Here is a 15,533-nt window from a genome sequence, read left to right as displayed (position 1 = left end):
AGATGGCTTATTTGAGCAGTTCATCTAGCATATTCTGGCCATCTTCACTGTCCAAATAAGCAGACGTTTTAAACGATTGAACAGTTGCATAGTTCATAAATTCGCCAATTTTTACCGATAAAATATCTGTCACCATTTCATGAATTGGATACTCTTGTTTTTTCTTCCATTTCTTATTCTCTAAGTATGACCATAATTCCTCTAAATCTACATCTTTATATCCCAAAATGATGAATTCTTCAAGTTTACTGAACAGAAAAGGCTTTAAATGGTCTTTGTAAATTGTCGCCGGATGTTGTTCCAAAGTGTCGCGCCCCCTTTTCAGTTTTTTATCGAGAGACTTGTCATGCTTGGACGATATACACGCATATCTTATTGTATATGATTCTATGTCGTTTGAGAAGGTAGGTGATCTGTGATTTGACGAAGCAAACGTTTTTAAAAGGAACGATTATTTTAATTTTAGCCGGTTTTATCACACGAATTTTAGGTTTTGTGAACCGAATTGTCATTGCGAGGTTCATTGGCGAAGAAGGGGTCGGACTTTACATGATGGCTGCACCTACCTTTTTCCTTGCTGTGACACTCACTCAATTCGGATTACCTGTCGCCATCAGCAAACTAGTGGCAGAAGCAGAAGCGCGTGGTGATAAGCAGAAAACGAAACGAATCCTCGTCATGTCACTAGCGATAACAGGAACGCTCAGCCTTATTTTCACACCACTCTTTTTATTATTTGCGCCATATATGGCGCAACATATGCTGACAGACGCTAGAACGGTGTATCCACTGCTTGCCATTACGCCAGTTGTACCGATCATCGCCATTTCTAGTGTGTTGAGAGGTTATTTCCAAGGACGACAACAGATGAGTCCTCTTGCGATGTCACAAGTACTGGAACAGGTCGCTAGAATCTCACTTGTGGCGATCTGCACAACGGCATTTCTTCCATATGGGATCGAGTATGCGGCAGCTGGTGCAATGATTTCATCCGTCATTGGCGAAATGATCTCACTTGCTTACCTATTGATCGCCTTTCGTCATAAAAAGACCATTCGGATTCGTAAACGATTTTTCCAAGCGATTCATCATGGGAAGGATACATTTCATCAGTTGATGAAAATTGCCTTGCCGACAACAGGTAGCCGGTTCATCGGGAATATTTCATGGTTTTTAGAACCCATTGTCGTGGCGCAGAGCCTTGCCATTGCAGGTTATGCGGCTGTTGAAGCAACGAGACAATACGGGGAATTGACAGGCCTTGCTCTTACCCTTTTGACCCTTCCTAGCTTTATTACTTATTCTCTTTCAACAGCTCTCGTCCCAGCGATCAGTGAAGGGATGGAACAAAACAAACGGAAAACAGTGGAATACCGGCTAAAGCAGGCGATGCGCCTTTGTTTACTAAGCGGAGGTATTTCATGCGTCATTCTGTTTGTTTATGCGGAGAACTTAACGTTATTGATGTATGGTTCATCACACGCAGCCATTTATGTAAAGTTTATGGCACCGTTTTTTCTTCTTTACTATTTTCAGGGACCACTTCAAGCAGTCCTTCAAGCATTGAATTTAGCAGGTGCAGCGATGACCAATAGTTTAATAGGCGCCGTTGTGAAAACAGGAATGATTTTCGCCCTTGCGTCTCAGCCAAGCTTTGGCATTATGGGTGCGGCACTAGCGATATTAATTGGTATCGTCCTTGTCACATTGCTTCATGCGGCAACTGTTGGAAAAGTCCTTCCGATCCACTTACCGATAAAAGAATATGGCATCTGCATTCTTGTTATATTAAGCACTGGTGCTGTTAGTTTATGGATGAAGCACGAAGTGAGCGGCTTCTTTGCTGCACCTGCAGAGCTTGTATTACACATTGTGGTGACATGCCTGTTATATGTTGTTCTATTAATCTGTCTTGGTCTGATTAAACAAGAAGAGCTACGCCGTATCCCGCTTGTTGGAAAGTGGCTGTAGCTCATCTTTTTTTTATAACCTCATCTTTCATATCAATGTAAAAGGTCTTTTGATCAAAGCTACAATAGGAGATTTGATCAAGCTCGTGATATCCTCTTTTGGCAAGCTCATCTTTTAGCCATTGTTCATGTCGATTAATTTGTTGAAGATGGTCATGTTGCACGACACCATCCGCAATCAATGGCAATTCAAGTGCCGCATGTGTGCGTTTGTTTTCTTTTTCTACTACGGCGAGCTTGCCTGATGGTTCTAATATCGCATAGGAGACATCCTGAATGCTATCTATATTATTTTCTCGTAATTGAATGAGCAAATCGTCAAAGTTATACCGCTGCTTTCGCATTGCCCCCTCATCAATTTTTCCGTTAATGATGATGAGCGTCGGTTTGCCGTCCAGAAAACGACGAATACCTTGAAATTTTAAAGAGAGGTAAGCAAGTGTGATTTGGATGATGGTTAATAGCAGGATCGGCCATACTGTATGTAGCATATGATCCTCTACTTCCTCAATGGCGAGCACCGCAATTTCAGCGATCATCATAAAAATAACAAGATCTAAAATACTTAGTTCACCAATCTCCCTTTTGCCCATTAAGCGAAAGATAAACCAAATGAGAAAATATAAAATGATCGTTCTCATTGAGATGATTAAGATGTCCTGCATGTGATTTGCCTCCTCCTTCTTCCACCATAGCTTGTGTCAAAACCCTTTATTTATGTAGAAAAGAAAGCCGCTGTTTTTATGAAGAGAAACATGTCTATTTTCCCTTTCAAGTGAATACATTTTAGTAAAAGACAAGCTTCGGTCTAATTGGAGAGGAGACGAATCACATGCAGGAAACAAAACAAATTGGAAAAGGCATATTATCCGGCTTGATTGCCATTTTTGTCGTCATGATTATCACAAGCTTACTTGTATCCCTCATGCTTACCTTTACAAACATGCAGGAATCATCGTTTCAATGGTTCATCATGATATTGTCCTTTGTTGCCCTGTTTTTAGGGGGAATCATTTCGGGAGGAAAAGCACGAGAACGGGGCTGGCTCATTGGTGCCATGACGTCATTTATTTTTTCACTCACTGTCTTTTTGTTCCAATATTTAGGGTTTGGGGAAACCTTCTCACCGGAACAATTCATCTATCATGCCGCCTTTTTAGGCATTTGTATGCTGGGCGGAATGATCGGTGTCAATCTTCGAGGCAAATAAAAAAAGAGCGGTTTACATCGCTCTTTTTTTATGGCTATGTATTGAAGGATTAGCCTTTATCAGCTAATTCTCTAATAGCACGACGGTCAAAAGTTAAACGGTTGTTTTCGCTTGTTTTGATGACCACTTTTGATTCATCAATTGAGTCGATTTCACCATGTAAACCACCGATTGTCACGATTTTATCGCCTTTTGATAATGATTGTTGCATTTCACGCACAGCTTTTTGTTGCTTTTGCTGTGGACGTATTAACAAGAAGTAAAGCACAGCAAACATGACAACAATCATCAGGATTGAACCTAAACTACCATCCATTCTATCTCACCCCTTTCTAATGGATTGTAAAGCCTTTCGTTTATGCGTTAAAAGTTTTTCGCATTCGGTTTGTTAAAACCATAGCGCTCAAAAAACTCTTCTTTGAAATCACCTAAACGATCCTCACGGATAGCTTCTCTCACTTGCTCCATTAATTTTAACAGAAAATGAAGGTTATGATAAGTTGTTAATCGTATTCCGAACGTTTCGTTTGTGCGGATTAAATGTCTAATATATGCGCGTGTGTAATTTTTACATGTGTAACAGTCACAATTTTCATCAATTGGTCTGAAATCACGCTCATATTTTGCATTCTTGACGACAAGACGTCCTTCACTTGTCATTAACGTTCCGTTCCTTGCAATTCTTGTTGGAAGGACACAATCAAACATATCTACACCACGGATCGCCCCGTCAATTAATGAATCTGGTGATCCAACTCCCATTAAGTATCTTGGCTTATCTGCCGGCAATAATGGGGTGGTGAATTCTAGCACACGGTTCATGACATCCTTTGGTTCCCCAACGGATAATCCACCGATTGCATATCCAGGGAAATCTAGTGAGATGAGGTCCTTTGCACTTTGTTTACGAAGTTCCTCATACTCTCCTCCTTGAACAATCCCAAACAGTCCTTGGTCTTCTGGGCGCTGATGTGCTGTTAAACAGCGTTCTGCCCATCTGCTTGTCCGCTCAACAGACCGCTTCATGTAATCGTACTCTGCAGGATATGGAGGACATTCGTCAAACGCCATCATGATATCAGATCCGAGCGCATTTTGTATCTCCATTGCCTTTTCAGGTGAAAGAAACAGCTTATCCCCGTTCAAATGATTATGGAAGTGAACGCCCTCTTCTTCAATCTTTCTAAATTCACTAAGAGAAAACACTTGGAATCCGCCTGAATCAGTCAGAATCGCTCGATCCCAGTTCATGAATTTGTGAAGACCGCCTGCTTCTTTGATAATGTCATGTCCCGGACGGAGCCACAGGTGGTACGTATTACTTAAGATAATGCCTGCTTCCATCGCTTTTAGCTCTTCAGGCGCCATTGTTTTCACTGTAGCCAGTGTCCCTACAGGCATAAATACAGGTGTTTCAAAAGAGCCGTGCGGTGTATGAACACGGCCAAGGCGTGCACCTGTTTGTTTGCATGATTTAATGAACTCATAACGTATCGGTAATTGCGACAAAAATGAGCCCTCCTGTCTATGTTGGTTGATGTTATTGAATCAGCATGGCATCGCCAAAGCTGAAGAATCTGTATTCCTCTTTTACGGCCTCATTGTATGCATGAAGCACGTGCTCTCGTCCGGCTAGTGCGCTAACGAGCATGATAAGGGAGGATTTCGGCAAATGGAAATTCGTGATCATTCCATCAATGGCTTTAAACGTGTAACCAGGATAAATAAAGATAGACGTCCAGCCGCTTGATGCTTTGAACTTACCGTCGTGTTCACTTGCGATCGTTTCAAGAGTCCTTGTCGAAGTCGTCCCTACCGAAACAATTCGGCCACCAGCTGCGCGAATGCGGTTGAGTTCTTCAGCGGTTTCCTCGCTCATTTCGTAAAACTCTGCGTGCATTTCATGCTCTTCAATTTGTTCAGCACTGACAGGTCGAAATGTACCAAGGCCCACGTGCAACGTAATAAAGGCAATATGAACACCCTTCGCTTTTAACGCCTCAAGCAATGCGGTTGTGAAGTGAAGACCAGCAGTAGGTGCAGCAGCAGAGCCCACTTCTTTCGAATAGACAGTTTGATAGCGCTCCCGATCATCAAGCTGTTCTTTGATATAAGGAGGCAGCGGCATCTCTCCAAGTGATTCAAGCACTTCATAAAAAATACCAGTATACTGAAACTCGACCTTCCTTCCGCCATGTTCCAGTTCCTCTGTACACACTGCTTTTAATCGTCCATCACCAAACGTAATGACCGTTCCTTTTTTCATCCGTTTCGCTGGTTTAACGAGCGTCTCCCATGTGTCTCCTTCTTCTTGTTTCAGAAGTAGAAGTTCAACCTTTGCTCCTGTCTCTTCTTTTACTCCAAACAAACGTGCAGGGAGGACACGTGTATTGTTTAAAACGAGACAATCACCCTTCTGAAAATAATCTGTAATCTGAGAAAACGTATCGTGTGTGATCGCACCAGTCTCTTTATCTAATATCATCAGTCTTGATGCATCTCGTTTTTCAAGCGGGACTTGTGCTATCAATTTTTCTGGTAAATCAAAATCAAATAGTTCTAACTTCATTTCCTTCACCTATTCTGTAGTTAACTAGTTCACGTTATTTCAACCGTCCGAAGATATTCAATAGAATGGTTAAAACAATGCTTATCACAATACAAGTAATGACGGGAAAAAAGAACGTAACATTTCCCTTTTTCACAAATATATCTCCTGGAAGCTTACCAACCAATTGAAAGATAAGACCTGCGGCAAAGAGCACGCCACCTAAAATCATCAATATTTTAGGAAATTCAGTCACGAATCGGACCCTCCAAATGAAAATGTTCATACGCTTCTCTTGTGACAATCCGTCCTCTTGGCGTTCTTTGCAAGAACCCAATTTGAAGTAAATACGGTTCGTACACATCTTCAATCGTATGTGATTCTTCTCCTATTGTGGCAGATATCGTATCAAGCCCAACTGGACCGCCTCTGAATTTTTCAATCATACTTAATAGCAGTTTGTGATCGATATGGTCTAAACCGAGCCTGTCGACTTGTAGGCGCTCAAGTGCGTCTTGTGCAATGTCTTGTGTGATCACATGATTGCCAAGCACTTGGGCAAAATCTCTCACTCTTCTGAGCAATCGATTGGCTATCCTCGGTGTTCCGCGCGCACGTCTTGCAATCTCTTCCGCTGAACGAAGATCAATTCCAATATCAAACAGTTCTGCTGTTCTTGCCACAATATGAGCCAAATCGCTTTGTTCATAGTATTCCAATCTGGCATGAACCCCAAACCTATCACGAAGCGGTGCGGTTAAAAGTCCAACACGTGTCGTGGCACCAACTAGTGTAAACGGCGGTAAATCAAGACGAACAGATCGTGCTGTGTCCCCTTTACCAATGACAATATCTAGACAGAAGTCCTCCATCGCTGGATACAACACTTCTTCGATAGAACGCTGCAACCGGTGGATTTCATCAATGAAAAGAACATCACCAGGCTCTAGAGATGTTAAAATGGCCGCCAAATCTCCAGGTCGCTCGATAGCAGGCCCTGACGTTGTACGCAGCTGCACATTCATTTCGTTTGCAATAATTGATGCAAGCGTTGTTTTCCCTAGTCCAGGTGGTCCATATAATAGGACGTGATCTAATGTTTCTTGCCTCATTCGGGCGGCCTCAATAAACACACTGAGGTTATCCTTTACTTTTTGCTGACCAATATATTGGCTAAGCATCTGTGGCCGCAGACTTTGCTCAATGGCTGATTCATGGTTGTCTGCTTCAGTTGAGACGAGCCGTTCATCCACGAGACATCACCCTATTTCAACATTTTTTGTAAAGCTATTTTGACGTATTGATCCGTCGTCAAATTCTTCTCATCTTTTAATAATGGAAGGACCTTTTTAATCTCACGATCGGCATATCCGAGAACTCTTAAAGCTTCAAGTGCTTCATCGAGTGCGGTTTGTTCCGTTTCGGTTTGAATATGATCCTCATGGTTAAATAAGTTGCCGACCATTTCTGGCACGACATCCGCAAGTTTCCCTTTAAGATCAAGTATGATTTGACGCGCTGTTTTCTTCCCAACTCCTGGGAACTTAATGAGGAAAGCTTCATCCTCACGTTCTATCGCAGAAATCACCGCTCCAGGGTCACCAGAAGCAAGAATGGCTAATGCACCCTTTGGCCCAATCCCTGTGACATTTAACAGTTTTGTGAAGAGCGCTTTTTCTTCTCTCGTTGAAAATCCATATAATGAAAACGCATCTTCCTTTATGTAATGGTACGTATAAATGGTTTCTTGTTTTTTCACTTGATAGACAAACGGGTTTGGGGTAAATACTTGATATCCTACTCCACCGTTTTCAATGACAATATATTGTGGACACACATAATCAATGGTCCCTTTCACAAACTCTATCACCGTTTTCACCTCTTTGACTGTTCTCCATTGTAACATAAATCGAAGAGAAAACTGCAATAAAAGTTAACATACGTTCGCTCAGTCTATTTTTACCACTTGTCCATGAAAAACAGCCTGCGGTTTTTACACCAACAAGCTGTTTACACGTTCTAAAATGAGATTTGATTCCGATATGGCTTCATCACCTCAAGCACATGCTCTAGTTCATCTTTTGTTCGAAATGGAATGCCATTTTGAAGCTGCTCCTCGACATGACTTTCTAAACGAGACGTATCAATTTGAAAAAAGAGATGAATAGGCTCCGCCCAGCCGTCAGGTCTCCCGTGAAACGTAGAAATGACCCCATCCTCTGATAATCCAATGAATCCATTCGCTTTACTTAATGGAGAGATATCATCGATTTGCTTTCGAAAAAGGGCAAAATCCTCTCGTTGCTCTACCAACGTCCAGCCTTTATATTGCGCCCAAAATGTTTGTTTATTTTCGATTGATGACTGGTGTCTTTCAATTGACACATCTCCATCTAGGTAGACTTTTTCTAGCTGAACGGTGATCGTCCTTGACTGCTTTTGCAAGTGTTCCTTCCCTTCCATATTTGGTGCGAAACAAAGCACACTCGTCATGATGAGTCCTACAATGAACCATTTTATCTTCAATGTTTACACCTCTTCAGAAAATGAGATCGATGGATGTCATATGTAGTTTGACCCATTTTTCTAAACATTAACCAAATCCACTGTTGTGGCATTTTCAAGTGTCATTCGTTGTATACTTCTTTTGTAAATGTTATGTTTGTTACCAAAGAATCACTTTTCCGAATGTGATTGTTTTTTCATCATTCGTTTTTTAGCCGCATAAACTGATACCAAAGAAGGTGAAGTCCATGTCAGATGTTAAGAAATTAGCCGAATCGATTCAGTATCATGAAAACAAACGTTATCATAAGCTTGCCTATAAACCGGCCCAGCTTGAGCTATGCGGCAAAGGAAGAAGTGCCTATGTATTCACTTATCAAAAAGATGGACAAAAAATGGCGTTAAAAGTTTTTTTTCCTTCTTTTGAGAAAATTGCCCGCAAAGAGGCGGCCATATATGAAAAACTTTCTGGCTCCACATACTACCCAGAGATTTATGAGTCTGGAGATCAGTATATTTTAATGGAATATATTCAAGGCTACACATTTTACGAGTGTCTGACGAAAGGCATACCAATTAAAAAGCAAATGATTGAACAGGTAGATGAAGCATTAGAAGAAGCACGTGATAAAGGGTTAAACCCATCAGATATTCATTTACGCAATTTGATCTTAACGAAAGACGGCCGTGTCCGGGTCATTGATGTCGCTCGCTTTACCCAATCAAAAATGTGTCATCAATGGGATGATTTAAAAGCCGCTTACACTTATTATCAAAAACCTTATTTCCCAAAAAAAGCGCCCCGTTTGTGGCTTGAAGTGATTGCATATTTGTATAAAAAAAACTGGCTTTCTCGTGATCAGTTAAAAAATCGAAATGATTTCTCTGCATAACCAAAAGCCGCTTCGTGGGAAGCGGCTTTTCTCATGTTAATCTTCTGTTTCGATATGAATGCTATTGACGTTCAATAAATTGATGATGTCGTTGTTGAGCTTGAACCAATGATTGGCATCTTCAATTTTTTTATACACATCGTAGGTCGCTGGACGTCTCAACTCGAACGTCAGCACTTCCCCATTGTTCATATGAAAAGTTAGTTTAAATACTTTCATCATAAGATCACCTTCCACTCTCACTTGTTCGCTAATGAATTCAATTAGCTCATCTCATTCATTCTCTATTTAAATCGTTTCCCCTCCTTCTTTTCTTTTAAACCGAGAAGTTTAAATTTTGTTTAAATTCACTCAAAAGGAATCTTTCTCTTATCGTCATTCGTTATATTGATGGAAAGGAGTGTTTCTTCATGAATCAAAAGAAAGAACGTAGATCACCTAAAAAAAATCAATCCATGTTGTATTTTATCACAGATGCTTTTATCCCCATTGTAGACCTCTTTTTTGTAGCACTAAGAACTGTTTTCTATCTTTTAAGAAAGGTGATTTCAGGAGTTTTGTAATTGGCAGCCATAAATGAGAAAGGTTGGTCGATTCGAAATGAAAGGTGCATTGCTTTACTAATAGGAATCGGTTTAATTATATGGAGGATATCCGTCATATTTTAATCAAAGAAAGGGCTAAAGTTTTCCTTCACTTTAGCCCTTTCATCAACTATCGGGTCATGCCAGTTTGACCTGTTTCAAATTGTGTTTTTCTCATATCTCGAAAACGTGTAAATGCTCCCTCGTCTTCAAACACTTGGACTGCTCGTCCATCTGCATAACGCTTCACAGCTTCTTCTAATTGTGATCTTCCCTCGGATGTAAAACGCCCATCTGATTTAATGGCGATATACACATTCTCATCAGTCACCATGACCTGTGAGTCTGTCACATGGTTCATTTTATTCACACGGTTTGCAATTTTGCGTGATCGCTGCACGTTCTCTTGTTTGTCATAACCAGTGAACGCCATTTGATCATGATAATTCATATCTCCATGACTATAACGTCCATCTCCACCAGCAAGTGGCATTCTGCCTTGATCTCCATTACGATCAGACACATTTGTTATGTCGTTGTTTCCGTTGTTTCCGTTGTTTCCGTTGTTTCTGTTGTTTCTGTTGTTCCCATCCATTCCATCCATTAGCTCCGAAACAGGGCCTTGATGGTCTTGATTATTGTTGTCTGTCGCCTGTTGATTTGAATGATAACCAACCGGCTGACCTGATTGATTATAACGTGTATTTACACCCGCATTGTCATTTGCACCACAAGCCGTTAATCCAACGGGTAGAAGCAATAATACGAACACTTTTTGCCATTTTTGTCTCAAACGAAAAACCCCCTGTACGAATTCAATCTCATGAGCGCGAAACAGGCTCTCTTATAGCATGTACAATATAGGGGAAAAACAAGCTGTTATTTATAAACAAAAAAAGGAACGATGAGATCGTCCCTTTTGTCATTATTCTTCTTCATTTTCTTCTGGTCTTGCGAACACCGATTGTTGTGGATATGGCTGCATGTAAGGCTGTGCCGGAAAGGCTCCCATTTGTCCATAAGGGACAGGGCTCGGAAATTGTCCAGGCCATGCCTGCTGATGATGCTTCATGCCATCATCACACCCGCAATCTTCCTTTCCATATGCTTCATTTGAAACGTTTGGATAAAAGCCTTGGTTTGCATTGGCATATGCGTTCACATTGGCATTTACATTGGCATTTGCGTTCGCATTTGGATGCATATGGTGCCAGTGATGCGCGTCATTGGCATGGTGCATAGGATTTTCACCGTAATAAGCTGGTGCTGTTGGATAAACCGGCTGTGCAGGATAAGGATATGGCATCATATGATGGTGATAATACGGTTGCATCGGATAACAAAGGCCTGAGCCAGGTAAAATAGGAGATATAGGCACCAGTTGCTGTGGATACATCATCGGCATGTAAGGACCATACCCATAGTACGGATCATACGCCTCTGCATGGTGATGCGGATGATGTTCTTTATTTTCAGCCATCCCCCCGACTGCCGCACCACCTACATTCGGCATTTGTGGAAAGTTAGGGAGATTTGGGTAGTTTTCGTGTTCCATATCTTTTCCCTCCTCTTTTTGATGCGGGATATGAATAAACGGGTCATACCCCTTCGCCATCTCATCTTTCAGATGATCCTTGTGTTCATGATGGACATGGTCTTTGTGATCTTTTTTCTCATGATGGACATGGTCTTTCTTTTCAAGAACATGTTCTTTTTTCTCTTGATGTTCTTTTTTGGGAGGTGGTGTGAATGGTTGGTAGAGATTGGTCTGATAATAGTTCACATCGACTTGCGGGAAAACTGGCTGTTCGATCTTAGGGACTGGTGGGACATAGGGTACAGGCTCATTCGGCTTTTCCTTAGGTTTCGTATCTTGTACTTGCACGACATCCTTTGGCTTTTCTTTTGCATACGGATGTTCTTTCGGCTTTGCCATTTGTTTTTCTTTCTGATGCTCTGTTTTCACAGGTACACCGCTTGATGGAATTTTGATTTTCATGCCGGGCATGATTAAATCTGGATTACTCAGTTGCGAATTTAGTTTTTTCAATTCTTGAAAGTCGACCCCGTATTTCTTCGATATTTTCCAAAGGGAGTCTCCTTTTTGCACAATATGAATTTTCAACGTTTTCCCCTCCTATGCAAAACGTGAACGTAGCGGTTATGTCAGAAGTACAATATGTTTCAACTTAAATTTATGCATATTGACAAGGTGATATGATAAAAACTTGGTTTCTGCTAGGAGGGAATGGGTCATCATTTGATGGTCAGCATTTTATTTAATGCAAGTAGTGCGTCTTTCCTCGTGTCTTCATCGACTTTAATGAAACCGACTGGCTCACCCTTCTCAATGCTTTCTAATGACCAAAGTAAGTGAGGTAAATCAATGCGGTTCATGGTCAAGCATGGGCACATATCTGGATTCAGGGATTCAATGTGTTTGTCTGGATGCCCATCTATCAGTCGTTTGACTAAATTCATTTCTGTTCCGATTGCCCACTTGCTTTTAGCAGGTGCTTGGTTGATGGTATCGATAATAAATTTAGTGGACCCTGCTAAATCTGATGCCCTGACTACCTCATGAGTGCATTCAGGATGAACAAGAATTTGAATGTCACGGTCTCTCTTTCTGATTTCTTCTATATTTTTGACGGTGAATTTCTCATGAACCGAACAGTGACCTTTCCATAAGATTACCTTGATGTCATCAATCGGCTGATCGGTGATAAGCTTCTCTTCTATTTGATCCCACACAGCCATTTGTTCTAACGGGATTCCTAATTCAAAAGCGGTATTACGTCCTAAATGCTGATCAGGAAGAAACAAGATCCTGTCTTTTTGTGTGAAAGCCCATTCCAATACTTTTTTTGCATTTGAAGAGGTGACGGTTGCTCCCCCATGTTTGCCAACAAACGCTTTAATATCAGCTGTTGAATTGACATACGTGAGTGGTACGATTGTCTCACCAAATAAATGCGTCAATTGTTCCCATGCTATATCTGTCTGTTTCATATTGGCCATGTCTGCCATGGAACAACCCGCTCTCATATCTGGGAGGAGTACATGTTGATTCTTTCCAGAGAGCATATCTGCCGTTTCCGCCATAAAGTGAACACCACAAAACACAATGTATTCTGCCTCCTGATTATCTGCCGCTATTTGTGCAAGCTGCAAGGAATCTCCTGTTGCATCCGCAAACTGAATCACTTCATCCTTTTGATAATGATGTCCCGGTATAAATAACCTTGACCCAAATGCTCGCTTTATCTCTAACACACGCTGCTTCATTTCATCATAAGAGCGATGTTTATATTCTTCTGGCATCATGGATGCATGTTGCTTTGCTAATAAGTCAAGCATGGACATATCCATTTCCCCCTTTTCGGCTCCATTCCATATTCATACTAAAATCAAATGACGGTGCAGAGTGTGTAAGAAAGCCAAGAGAAATCAGATCTACACCTGTATGTCGATAATTCGGCAATGTGTCTAACGTGATTCCACCTGATGCCTCAGTCAAGATCGTGTCAGGGGTCATTTGTCTAAAACGCTTGACCTCATCAGGGGTACAGTTATCAAACATAATGACATCCGCTTTTGCTTCAATGGCTTCCTTGAGCTGTTCTTCTGTTTCAATTTCCACTTCGATTTTGACCATATGCCCCACATAGGCACGAGCCTTTTTTACCGCTTCCCGAATGGAACCACATGCAGCAATATGGTTATCTTTCATCATGACACCATCTGATAAACCAAACCGGTGATTCTTTCCGCCACCTACCCGAACGGCATATTTCTCTAACATTCTCAAGCCAGGCGTGGTTTTTCTCGTATCACAAATGGTGATGGACGGATCAGCTAGTCTTTTCACGGCTTCATTCGTTAAGGTCGCGATGCCTGACATCCGTTGTAAAATATTAAGGATGACCCGTTCTCCTTTTAACAAATCATTCACTGGTCCTGACAATCGAGCCAACTTTTCTCCTGATTGGATCCAGTCCCCATCACGGAAAAATAGCTCTATCTCTATTTGTTCATTCAATAGGTGGTAACCCATTTCAATCACCTGTGATCCAGCCAATACGCCTGATTGTTTCGCAATGATGGTAGCAGATCCTTTCTCATGCACAAAAATGGCATCTGCTGACACATCTCCATAGCCGATATCTTCTTTCAAAAAATAGGTGAGCATTTGTTTCAGCTGTAAACGTTCCAATTGGCACCGATCCTTTCATTTTTGATCACTTGCATGCAGCCTTTCTCATGCACAATCTGTTTTCCTCGCCAAAAGGCATCATCTCTATTTGGATAATCCTTTCGATAATGCCCCCCTCTGCTTTCTGTACGCTTCAGTGCTGACTTCGTCATACAGATCGCTAATGACCAGCGATTACTTAATTCAATCTGCCTTTTTGTGATATCTTTCACATTTATAAACTGAATAGAGACGCTTTCTAATTGTTTGAGTAATGTCTGTAAGCCTTTGTCATCTCTGACGATAGCAGCATCAGTTGTCATCCATCGTCTTAGTTTCGACTCTGATAGGCGAGGAACAGCCCACACTTCTTGTAAAGGCAGTGATGGTGATACTTCATGCTGTTTTTCCATAAGATTCACCCTCTGCGCCGCATTGTAGCCTAAAACAAGACCTTCCAATAAAGAGTTACTCGCTAGCCGATTGGCACCATGTAGCCCTGTACAAGCGGCTTCACCAATGGCAAACAATGATTCAACGTTTGTCTCTCCATGTACATTGACCTTTATTCCCCCCATTAAAAAATGCATACCAGGTGATACGGGTAGCCGGTTGTTTTCCACATCGATCCCTGCTTGGTGACACCTCGCGCTAATAGAAGGAAAACGAGTTGAGAAATGAGGCACGTTTTTAATATTTAGAAAAATGGAATGACCGAGCTGCTGTTCATGAAACATGACGCGACTGACAATATCTCGCGGGGCTAAATCCTCTAACGGATGAACGCCTGTCATGATGCGTCTGCCTGTCTCATCTTCTAAGTACGCCCCTTCTCCTCTCACTGCTTCTGAAATGAGGCCCATTGCTTTTCCACCAATGGTTAATAGCGTGGGATGAAATTGAACAAATTCGAGATCTACTAATTGTGCGCCAGCTCTGTAAGCCATCATCAAACCGTCCCCAGTAACGGATGAATCGTTCGTATTGGTTTCATATAAATCTCCACAGCCACCGGTTGATAAGACGACTGCATCCGCGGTCATTGTATGTACCTGCCCATTCTGATCTTTATACACGACCCCTCTACATGTTTGATCCTGAACCATGAGATCGATGACATGATGATGTTCATATAGTTGAATATGCGAGCCAAGTTGGCTTTTTAGAAATTGGACAAGAATTTGGCCCGTTTGATCTCCACCTGCATGTAGAATTCGTTCAGTTACATGGGCTCCTTCTTTCCCTAAATGTGGTCTTCCCCAATCATCACAATCAAATGGACACCCTTCTTCTATTAGCTGGTAGACAAGCTCTTTTCCCAATTGCAACATCTCTCGTACAGTTCTGTTGTCATTGTGATCACAACCAGCAATGAGTGTGTCGTACACATGCTGTTCAATGGAATCTCGGGCTGAAAAAGCAGCAGCGATTCCTCCTTGCGCCAGTACTGAATTACTCGAAGTCAATTTATTTTTTGTCATCATGATGACTTGACAGTTGTCAGAGATGGTTTTCGCAAAAGATAGTGCAGCAATACCAGATCCGACCACAATGACTTTTTTGATTGATGACACATTCGTCCCTCCTGTCATTTACACCTGTCTTGACACATATCATTACACAATATT

The 15,533-nt window shown here is 41.5% G+C and carries 19 protein-coding genes; 4 read left to right on the top strand and 15 right to left on the bottom strand.

Annotation, left to right across the window (positions count from 1 at the left end):
* Positions 1 to 7: 7 nt before the first annotated feature.
* The gene (locus AB1K80_RS04445; protein WP_412855416.1) at positions 8 to 304 is read right to left on the bottom strand and encodes a post-transcriptional regulator; all 297 of its coding nucleotides are present in this window, start codon (positions 302 to 304) and stop codon (positions 8 to 10) included.
* Positions 305 to 420: 116 nt separating this feature from the next.
* On the opposite strand from AB1K80_RS04445, the gene spoVB reads away from it, so the two are divergent.
* Positions 421 to 1,971: a stage V sporulation protein B gene (gene spoVB / locus AB1K80_RS04440; protein ID WP_412855415.1), complete on the top strand. Its 1,551-nt coding sequence runs from the start codon at positions 421 to 423 to the stop codon at positions 1,969 to 1,971.
* A gap of 1 nt (position 1,972) precedes the next feature.
* Here spoVB and AB1K80_RS04435 read toward each other — a convergent pair whose 3' ends face one another.
* Positions 1,973 to 2,635 carry a DUF421 domain-containing protein gene (locus tag AB1K80_RS04435; protein WP_412855414.1) on the bottom strand — a complete coding sequence of 221 codons (663 nt, stop codon included), beginning with the start codon at positions 2,633 to 2,635 and terminating at the stop codon, positions 1,973 to 1,975.
* Between the two features lie 167 nt (positions 2,636 to 2,802).
* Here AB1K80_RS04435 and AB1K80_RS04430 point away from each other — a divergent pair, with 167 nt between their 5' ends.
* Positions 2,803 to 3,180: a TIGR04086 family membrane protein gene (locus AB1K80_RS04430; protein ID WP_412855413.1), complete on the top strand. Its 378-nt coding sequence runs from the start codon at positions 2,803 to 2,805 to the stop codon at positions 3,178 to 3,180.
* A 49-nt stretch (positions 3,181 to 3,229) separates the two neighbouring features.
* On the opposite strand, the gene yajC is transcribed toward AB1K80_RS04430, so the two are convergent.
* The 7 genes from yajC to AB1K80_RS04395 all read right to left on the bottom strand — a co-directional run bounded on the left by yajC (position 3,230) and on the right by AB1K80_RS04395 (position 8,221).
* Complete coding sequence (gene yajC / locus AB1K80_RS04425) at positions 3,230 to 3,496, bottom strand: preprotein translocase subunit YajC (protein ID WP_412855412.1); 267 nt, start codon at positions 3,494 to 3,496, stop codon at positions 3,230 to 3,232.
* A gap of 47 nt (positions 3,497 to 3,543) precedes the next feature.
* Positions 3,544 to 4,689, bottom strand: a complete 1,146-nt coding sequence (tgt, locus tag AB1K80_RS04420; RefSeq protein WP_412855411.1) for a tRNA guanosine(34) transglycosylase Tgt — start codon at positions 4,687 to 4,689, stop codon at positions 3,544 to 3,546.
* Positions 4,690 to 4,720: 31 nt separating this feature from the next.
* A complete protein-coding gene (gene queA, locus AB1K80_RS04415) occupies positions 4,721 to 5,749 on the bottom strand; it encodes a tRNA preQ1(34) S-adenosylmethionine ribosyltransferase-isomerase QueA (RefSeq protein WP_412855410.1) in 1,029 nt (342 codons plus the stop codon).
* 34 nt (positions 5,750 to 5,783) lie between these two features.
* Positions 5,784 to 5,984 carry a DUF2905 domain-containing protein gene (locus AB1K80_RS04410; RefSeq protein WP_412855409.1) on the bottom strand — a complete coding sequence of 67 codons (201 nt, stop codon included), beginning with the start codon at positions 5,982 to 5,984 and terminating at the stop codon, positions 5,784 to 5,786.
* On the bottom strand, positions 5,977 to 6,981 hold the full coding sequence (gene ruvB / locus AB1K80_RS04405; protein ID WP_412855408.1) for a Holliday junction branch migration DNA helicase RuvB: 1,005 nt from the start codon (positions 6,979 to 6,981) through the stop codon (positions 5,977 to 5,979). The genes AB1K80_RS04410 and ruvB overlap by 8 nt, the downstream gene beginning before the upstream one ends.
* An 11-nt stretch (positions 6,982 to 6,992) precedes the next feature.
* A complete protein-coding gene (gene ruvA / locus AB1K80_RS04400) occupies positions 6,993 to 7,598 on the bottom strand; it encodes a Holliday junction branch migration protein RuvA (RefSeq protein ID WP_412855407.1) in 606 nt (201 codons plus the stop codon).
* 149 nt (positions 7,599 to 7,747) lie between these two features.
* Positions 7,748 to 8,221, bottom strand: a complete 474-nt coding sequence (locus tag AB1K80_RS04395; RefSeq protein ID WP_412855501.1) for a BofC C-terminal domain-containing protein — start codon at positions 8,219 to 8,221, stop codon at positions 7,748 to 7,750.
* A 260-nt stretch (positions 8,222 to 8,481) separates the two neighbouring features.
* On the opposite strand from AB1K80_RS04395, the gene AB1K80_RS04390 reads away from it, so the two are divergent.
* Positions 8,482 to 9,126, top strand: coding sequence for a protein kinase family protein (locus tag AB1K80_RS04390; RefSeq protein WP_412855406.1), 645 nt, complete (start codon positions 8,482 to 8,484; stop codon positions 9,124 to 9,126).
* 36 nt (positions 9,127 to 9,162) lie between these two features.
* Here the strand turns inward: AB1K80_RS04390 and AB1K80_RS04385 are convergent, their stop codons facing one another.
* Positions 9,163 to 9,348, bottom strand: coding sequence for a hypothetical protein (locus AB1K80_RS04385; protein WP_412855405.1), 186 nt, complete (start codon positions 9,346 to 9,348; stop codon positions 9,163 to 9,165).
* A gap of 188 nt (positions 9,349 to 9,536) precedes the next feature.
* Here AB1K80_RS04385 and AB1K80_RS04380 point away from each other — a divergent pair, with 188 nt between their 5' ends.
* Entirely contained in the window at positions 9,537 to 9,689 is a 153-nt protein-coding gene (locus tag AB1K80_RS04380; RefSeq protein ID WP_412855404.1) for a hypothetical protein, read from the top strand.
* Between the two features lie 151 nt (positions 9,690 to 9,840).
* Here AB1K80_RS04380 and AB1K80_RS04375 read toward each other — a convergent pair whose 3' ends face one another.
* The 5 genes from AB1K80_RS04375 to nadB all read right to left on the bottom strand — a co-directional run bounded on the left by AB1K80_RS04375 (position 9,841) and on the right by nadB (position 15,497).
* Positions 9,841 to 10,503: a YhcN/YlaJ family sporulation lipoprotein gene (locus AB1K80_RS04375; protein ID WP_412855403.1), complete on the bottom strand. Its 663-nt coding sequence runs from the start codon at positions 10,501 to 10,503 to the stop codon at positions 9,841 to 9,843.
* Between the two features lie 132 nt (positions 10,504 to 10,635).
* Positions 10,636 to 11,835, bottom strand: a complete 1,200-nt coding sequence (gene safA / locus AB1K80_RS04370; protein WP_412855402.1) for a SafA/ExsA family spore coat assembly protein — start codon at positions 11,833 to 11,835, stop codon at positions 10,636 to 10,638.
* Between the two features lie 131 nt (positions 11,836 to 11,966).
* Complete coding sequence (gene nadA, locus AB1K80_RS04365) at positions 11,967 to 13,076, bottom strand: quinolinate synthase NadA (protein ID WP_412855401.1); 1,110 nt, start codon at positions 13,074 to 13,076, stop codon at positions 11,967 to 11,969.
* Entirely contained in the window at positions 13,063 to 13,926 is an 864-nt protein-coding gene (gene nadC, locus AB1K80_RS04360) for a carboxylating nicotinate-nucleotide diphosphorylase (RefSeq protein WP_412855400.1), read from the bottom strand. The genes nadA and nadC overlap by 14 nt, the downstream gene beginning before the upstream one ends.
* Entirely contained in the window at positions 13,908 to 15,497 is a 1,590-nt protein-coding gene (nadB, locus tag AB1K80_RS04355) for an L-aspartate oxidase (RefSeq protein WP_412855399.1), read from the bottom strand. Before nadB ends, nadC begins: the two co-directional genes overlap by 19 nt.
* Positions 15,498 to 15,533 lie beyond the last annotated feature (36 nt).

It is taken from the genome of Bacillus sp. 179-C3.3 HS (genome assembly GCF_047229225.1).
GTDB lineage: Bacteria > Bacillota > Bacilli > Bacillales > Bacillaceae > Bacillus.
The sequence above is the reverse complement of the archived record's forward strand: the minus strand, read 5'-3'. Positions and strand labels throughout refer to the sequence as shown.

Excerpts from the sequence above, each read along its gene's own strand:
- AB1K80_RS04435 (WP_412855414.1), bottom strand. The coding sequence starts at position 2,635 with ATGCAGGACATCTTAATCATCTCAATGAGAACGATCATTTTATATTTT.
- AB1K80_RS04430 (WP_412855413.1), top strand. The coding sequence starts at position 2,803 with ATGCAGGAAACAAAACAAATTGGAAAAGGCATATTATCCGGCTTGATT.
- yajC (WP_412855412.1), bottom strand. The coding sequence starts at position 3,496 with ATGGATGGTAGTTTAGGTTCAATCCTGATGATTGTTGTCATGTTTGCT.
- queA (WP_412855410.1), bottom strand. The coding sequence starts at position 5,749 with ATGAAGTTAGAACTATTTGATTTTGATTTACCAGAAAAATTGATAGCA.
- AB1K80_RS04395 (WP_412855501.1), bottom strand. The coding sequence starts at position 8,221 with ATGACGAGTGTGCTTTGTTTCGCACCAAATATGGAAGGGAAGGAACAC.
- AB1K80_RS04390 (WP_412855406.1), top strand. The coding sequence starts at position 8,482 with ATGTCAGATGTTAAGAAATTAGCCGAATCGATTCAGTATCATGAAAAC.
- AB1K80_RS04385 (WP_412855405.1), bottom strand. The coding sequence starts at position 9,348 with ATGATGAAAGTATTTAAACTAACTTTTCATATGAACAATGGGGAAGTG.
- AB1K80_RS04380 (WP_412855404.1), top strand. The coding sequence starts at position 9,537 with ATGAATCAAAAGAAAGAACGTAGATCACCTAAAAAAAATCAATCCATG.
- nadA (WP_412855401.1), bottom strand. The coding sequence starts at position 13,076 with ATGTCCATGCTTGACTTATTAGCAAAGCAACATGCATCCATGATGCCA.
- nadB (WP_412855399.1), bottom strand. The coding sequence starts at position 15,497 with ATGACAGGAGGGACGAATGTGTCATCAATCAAAAAAGTCATTGTGGTC.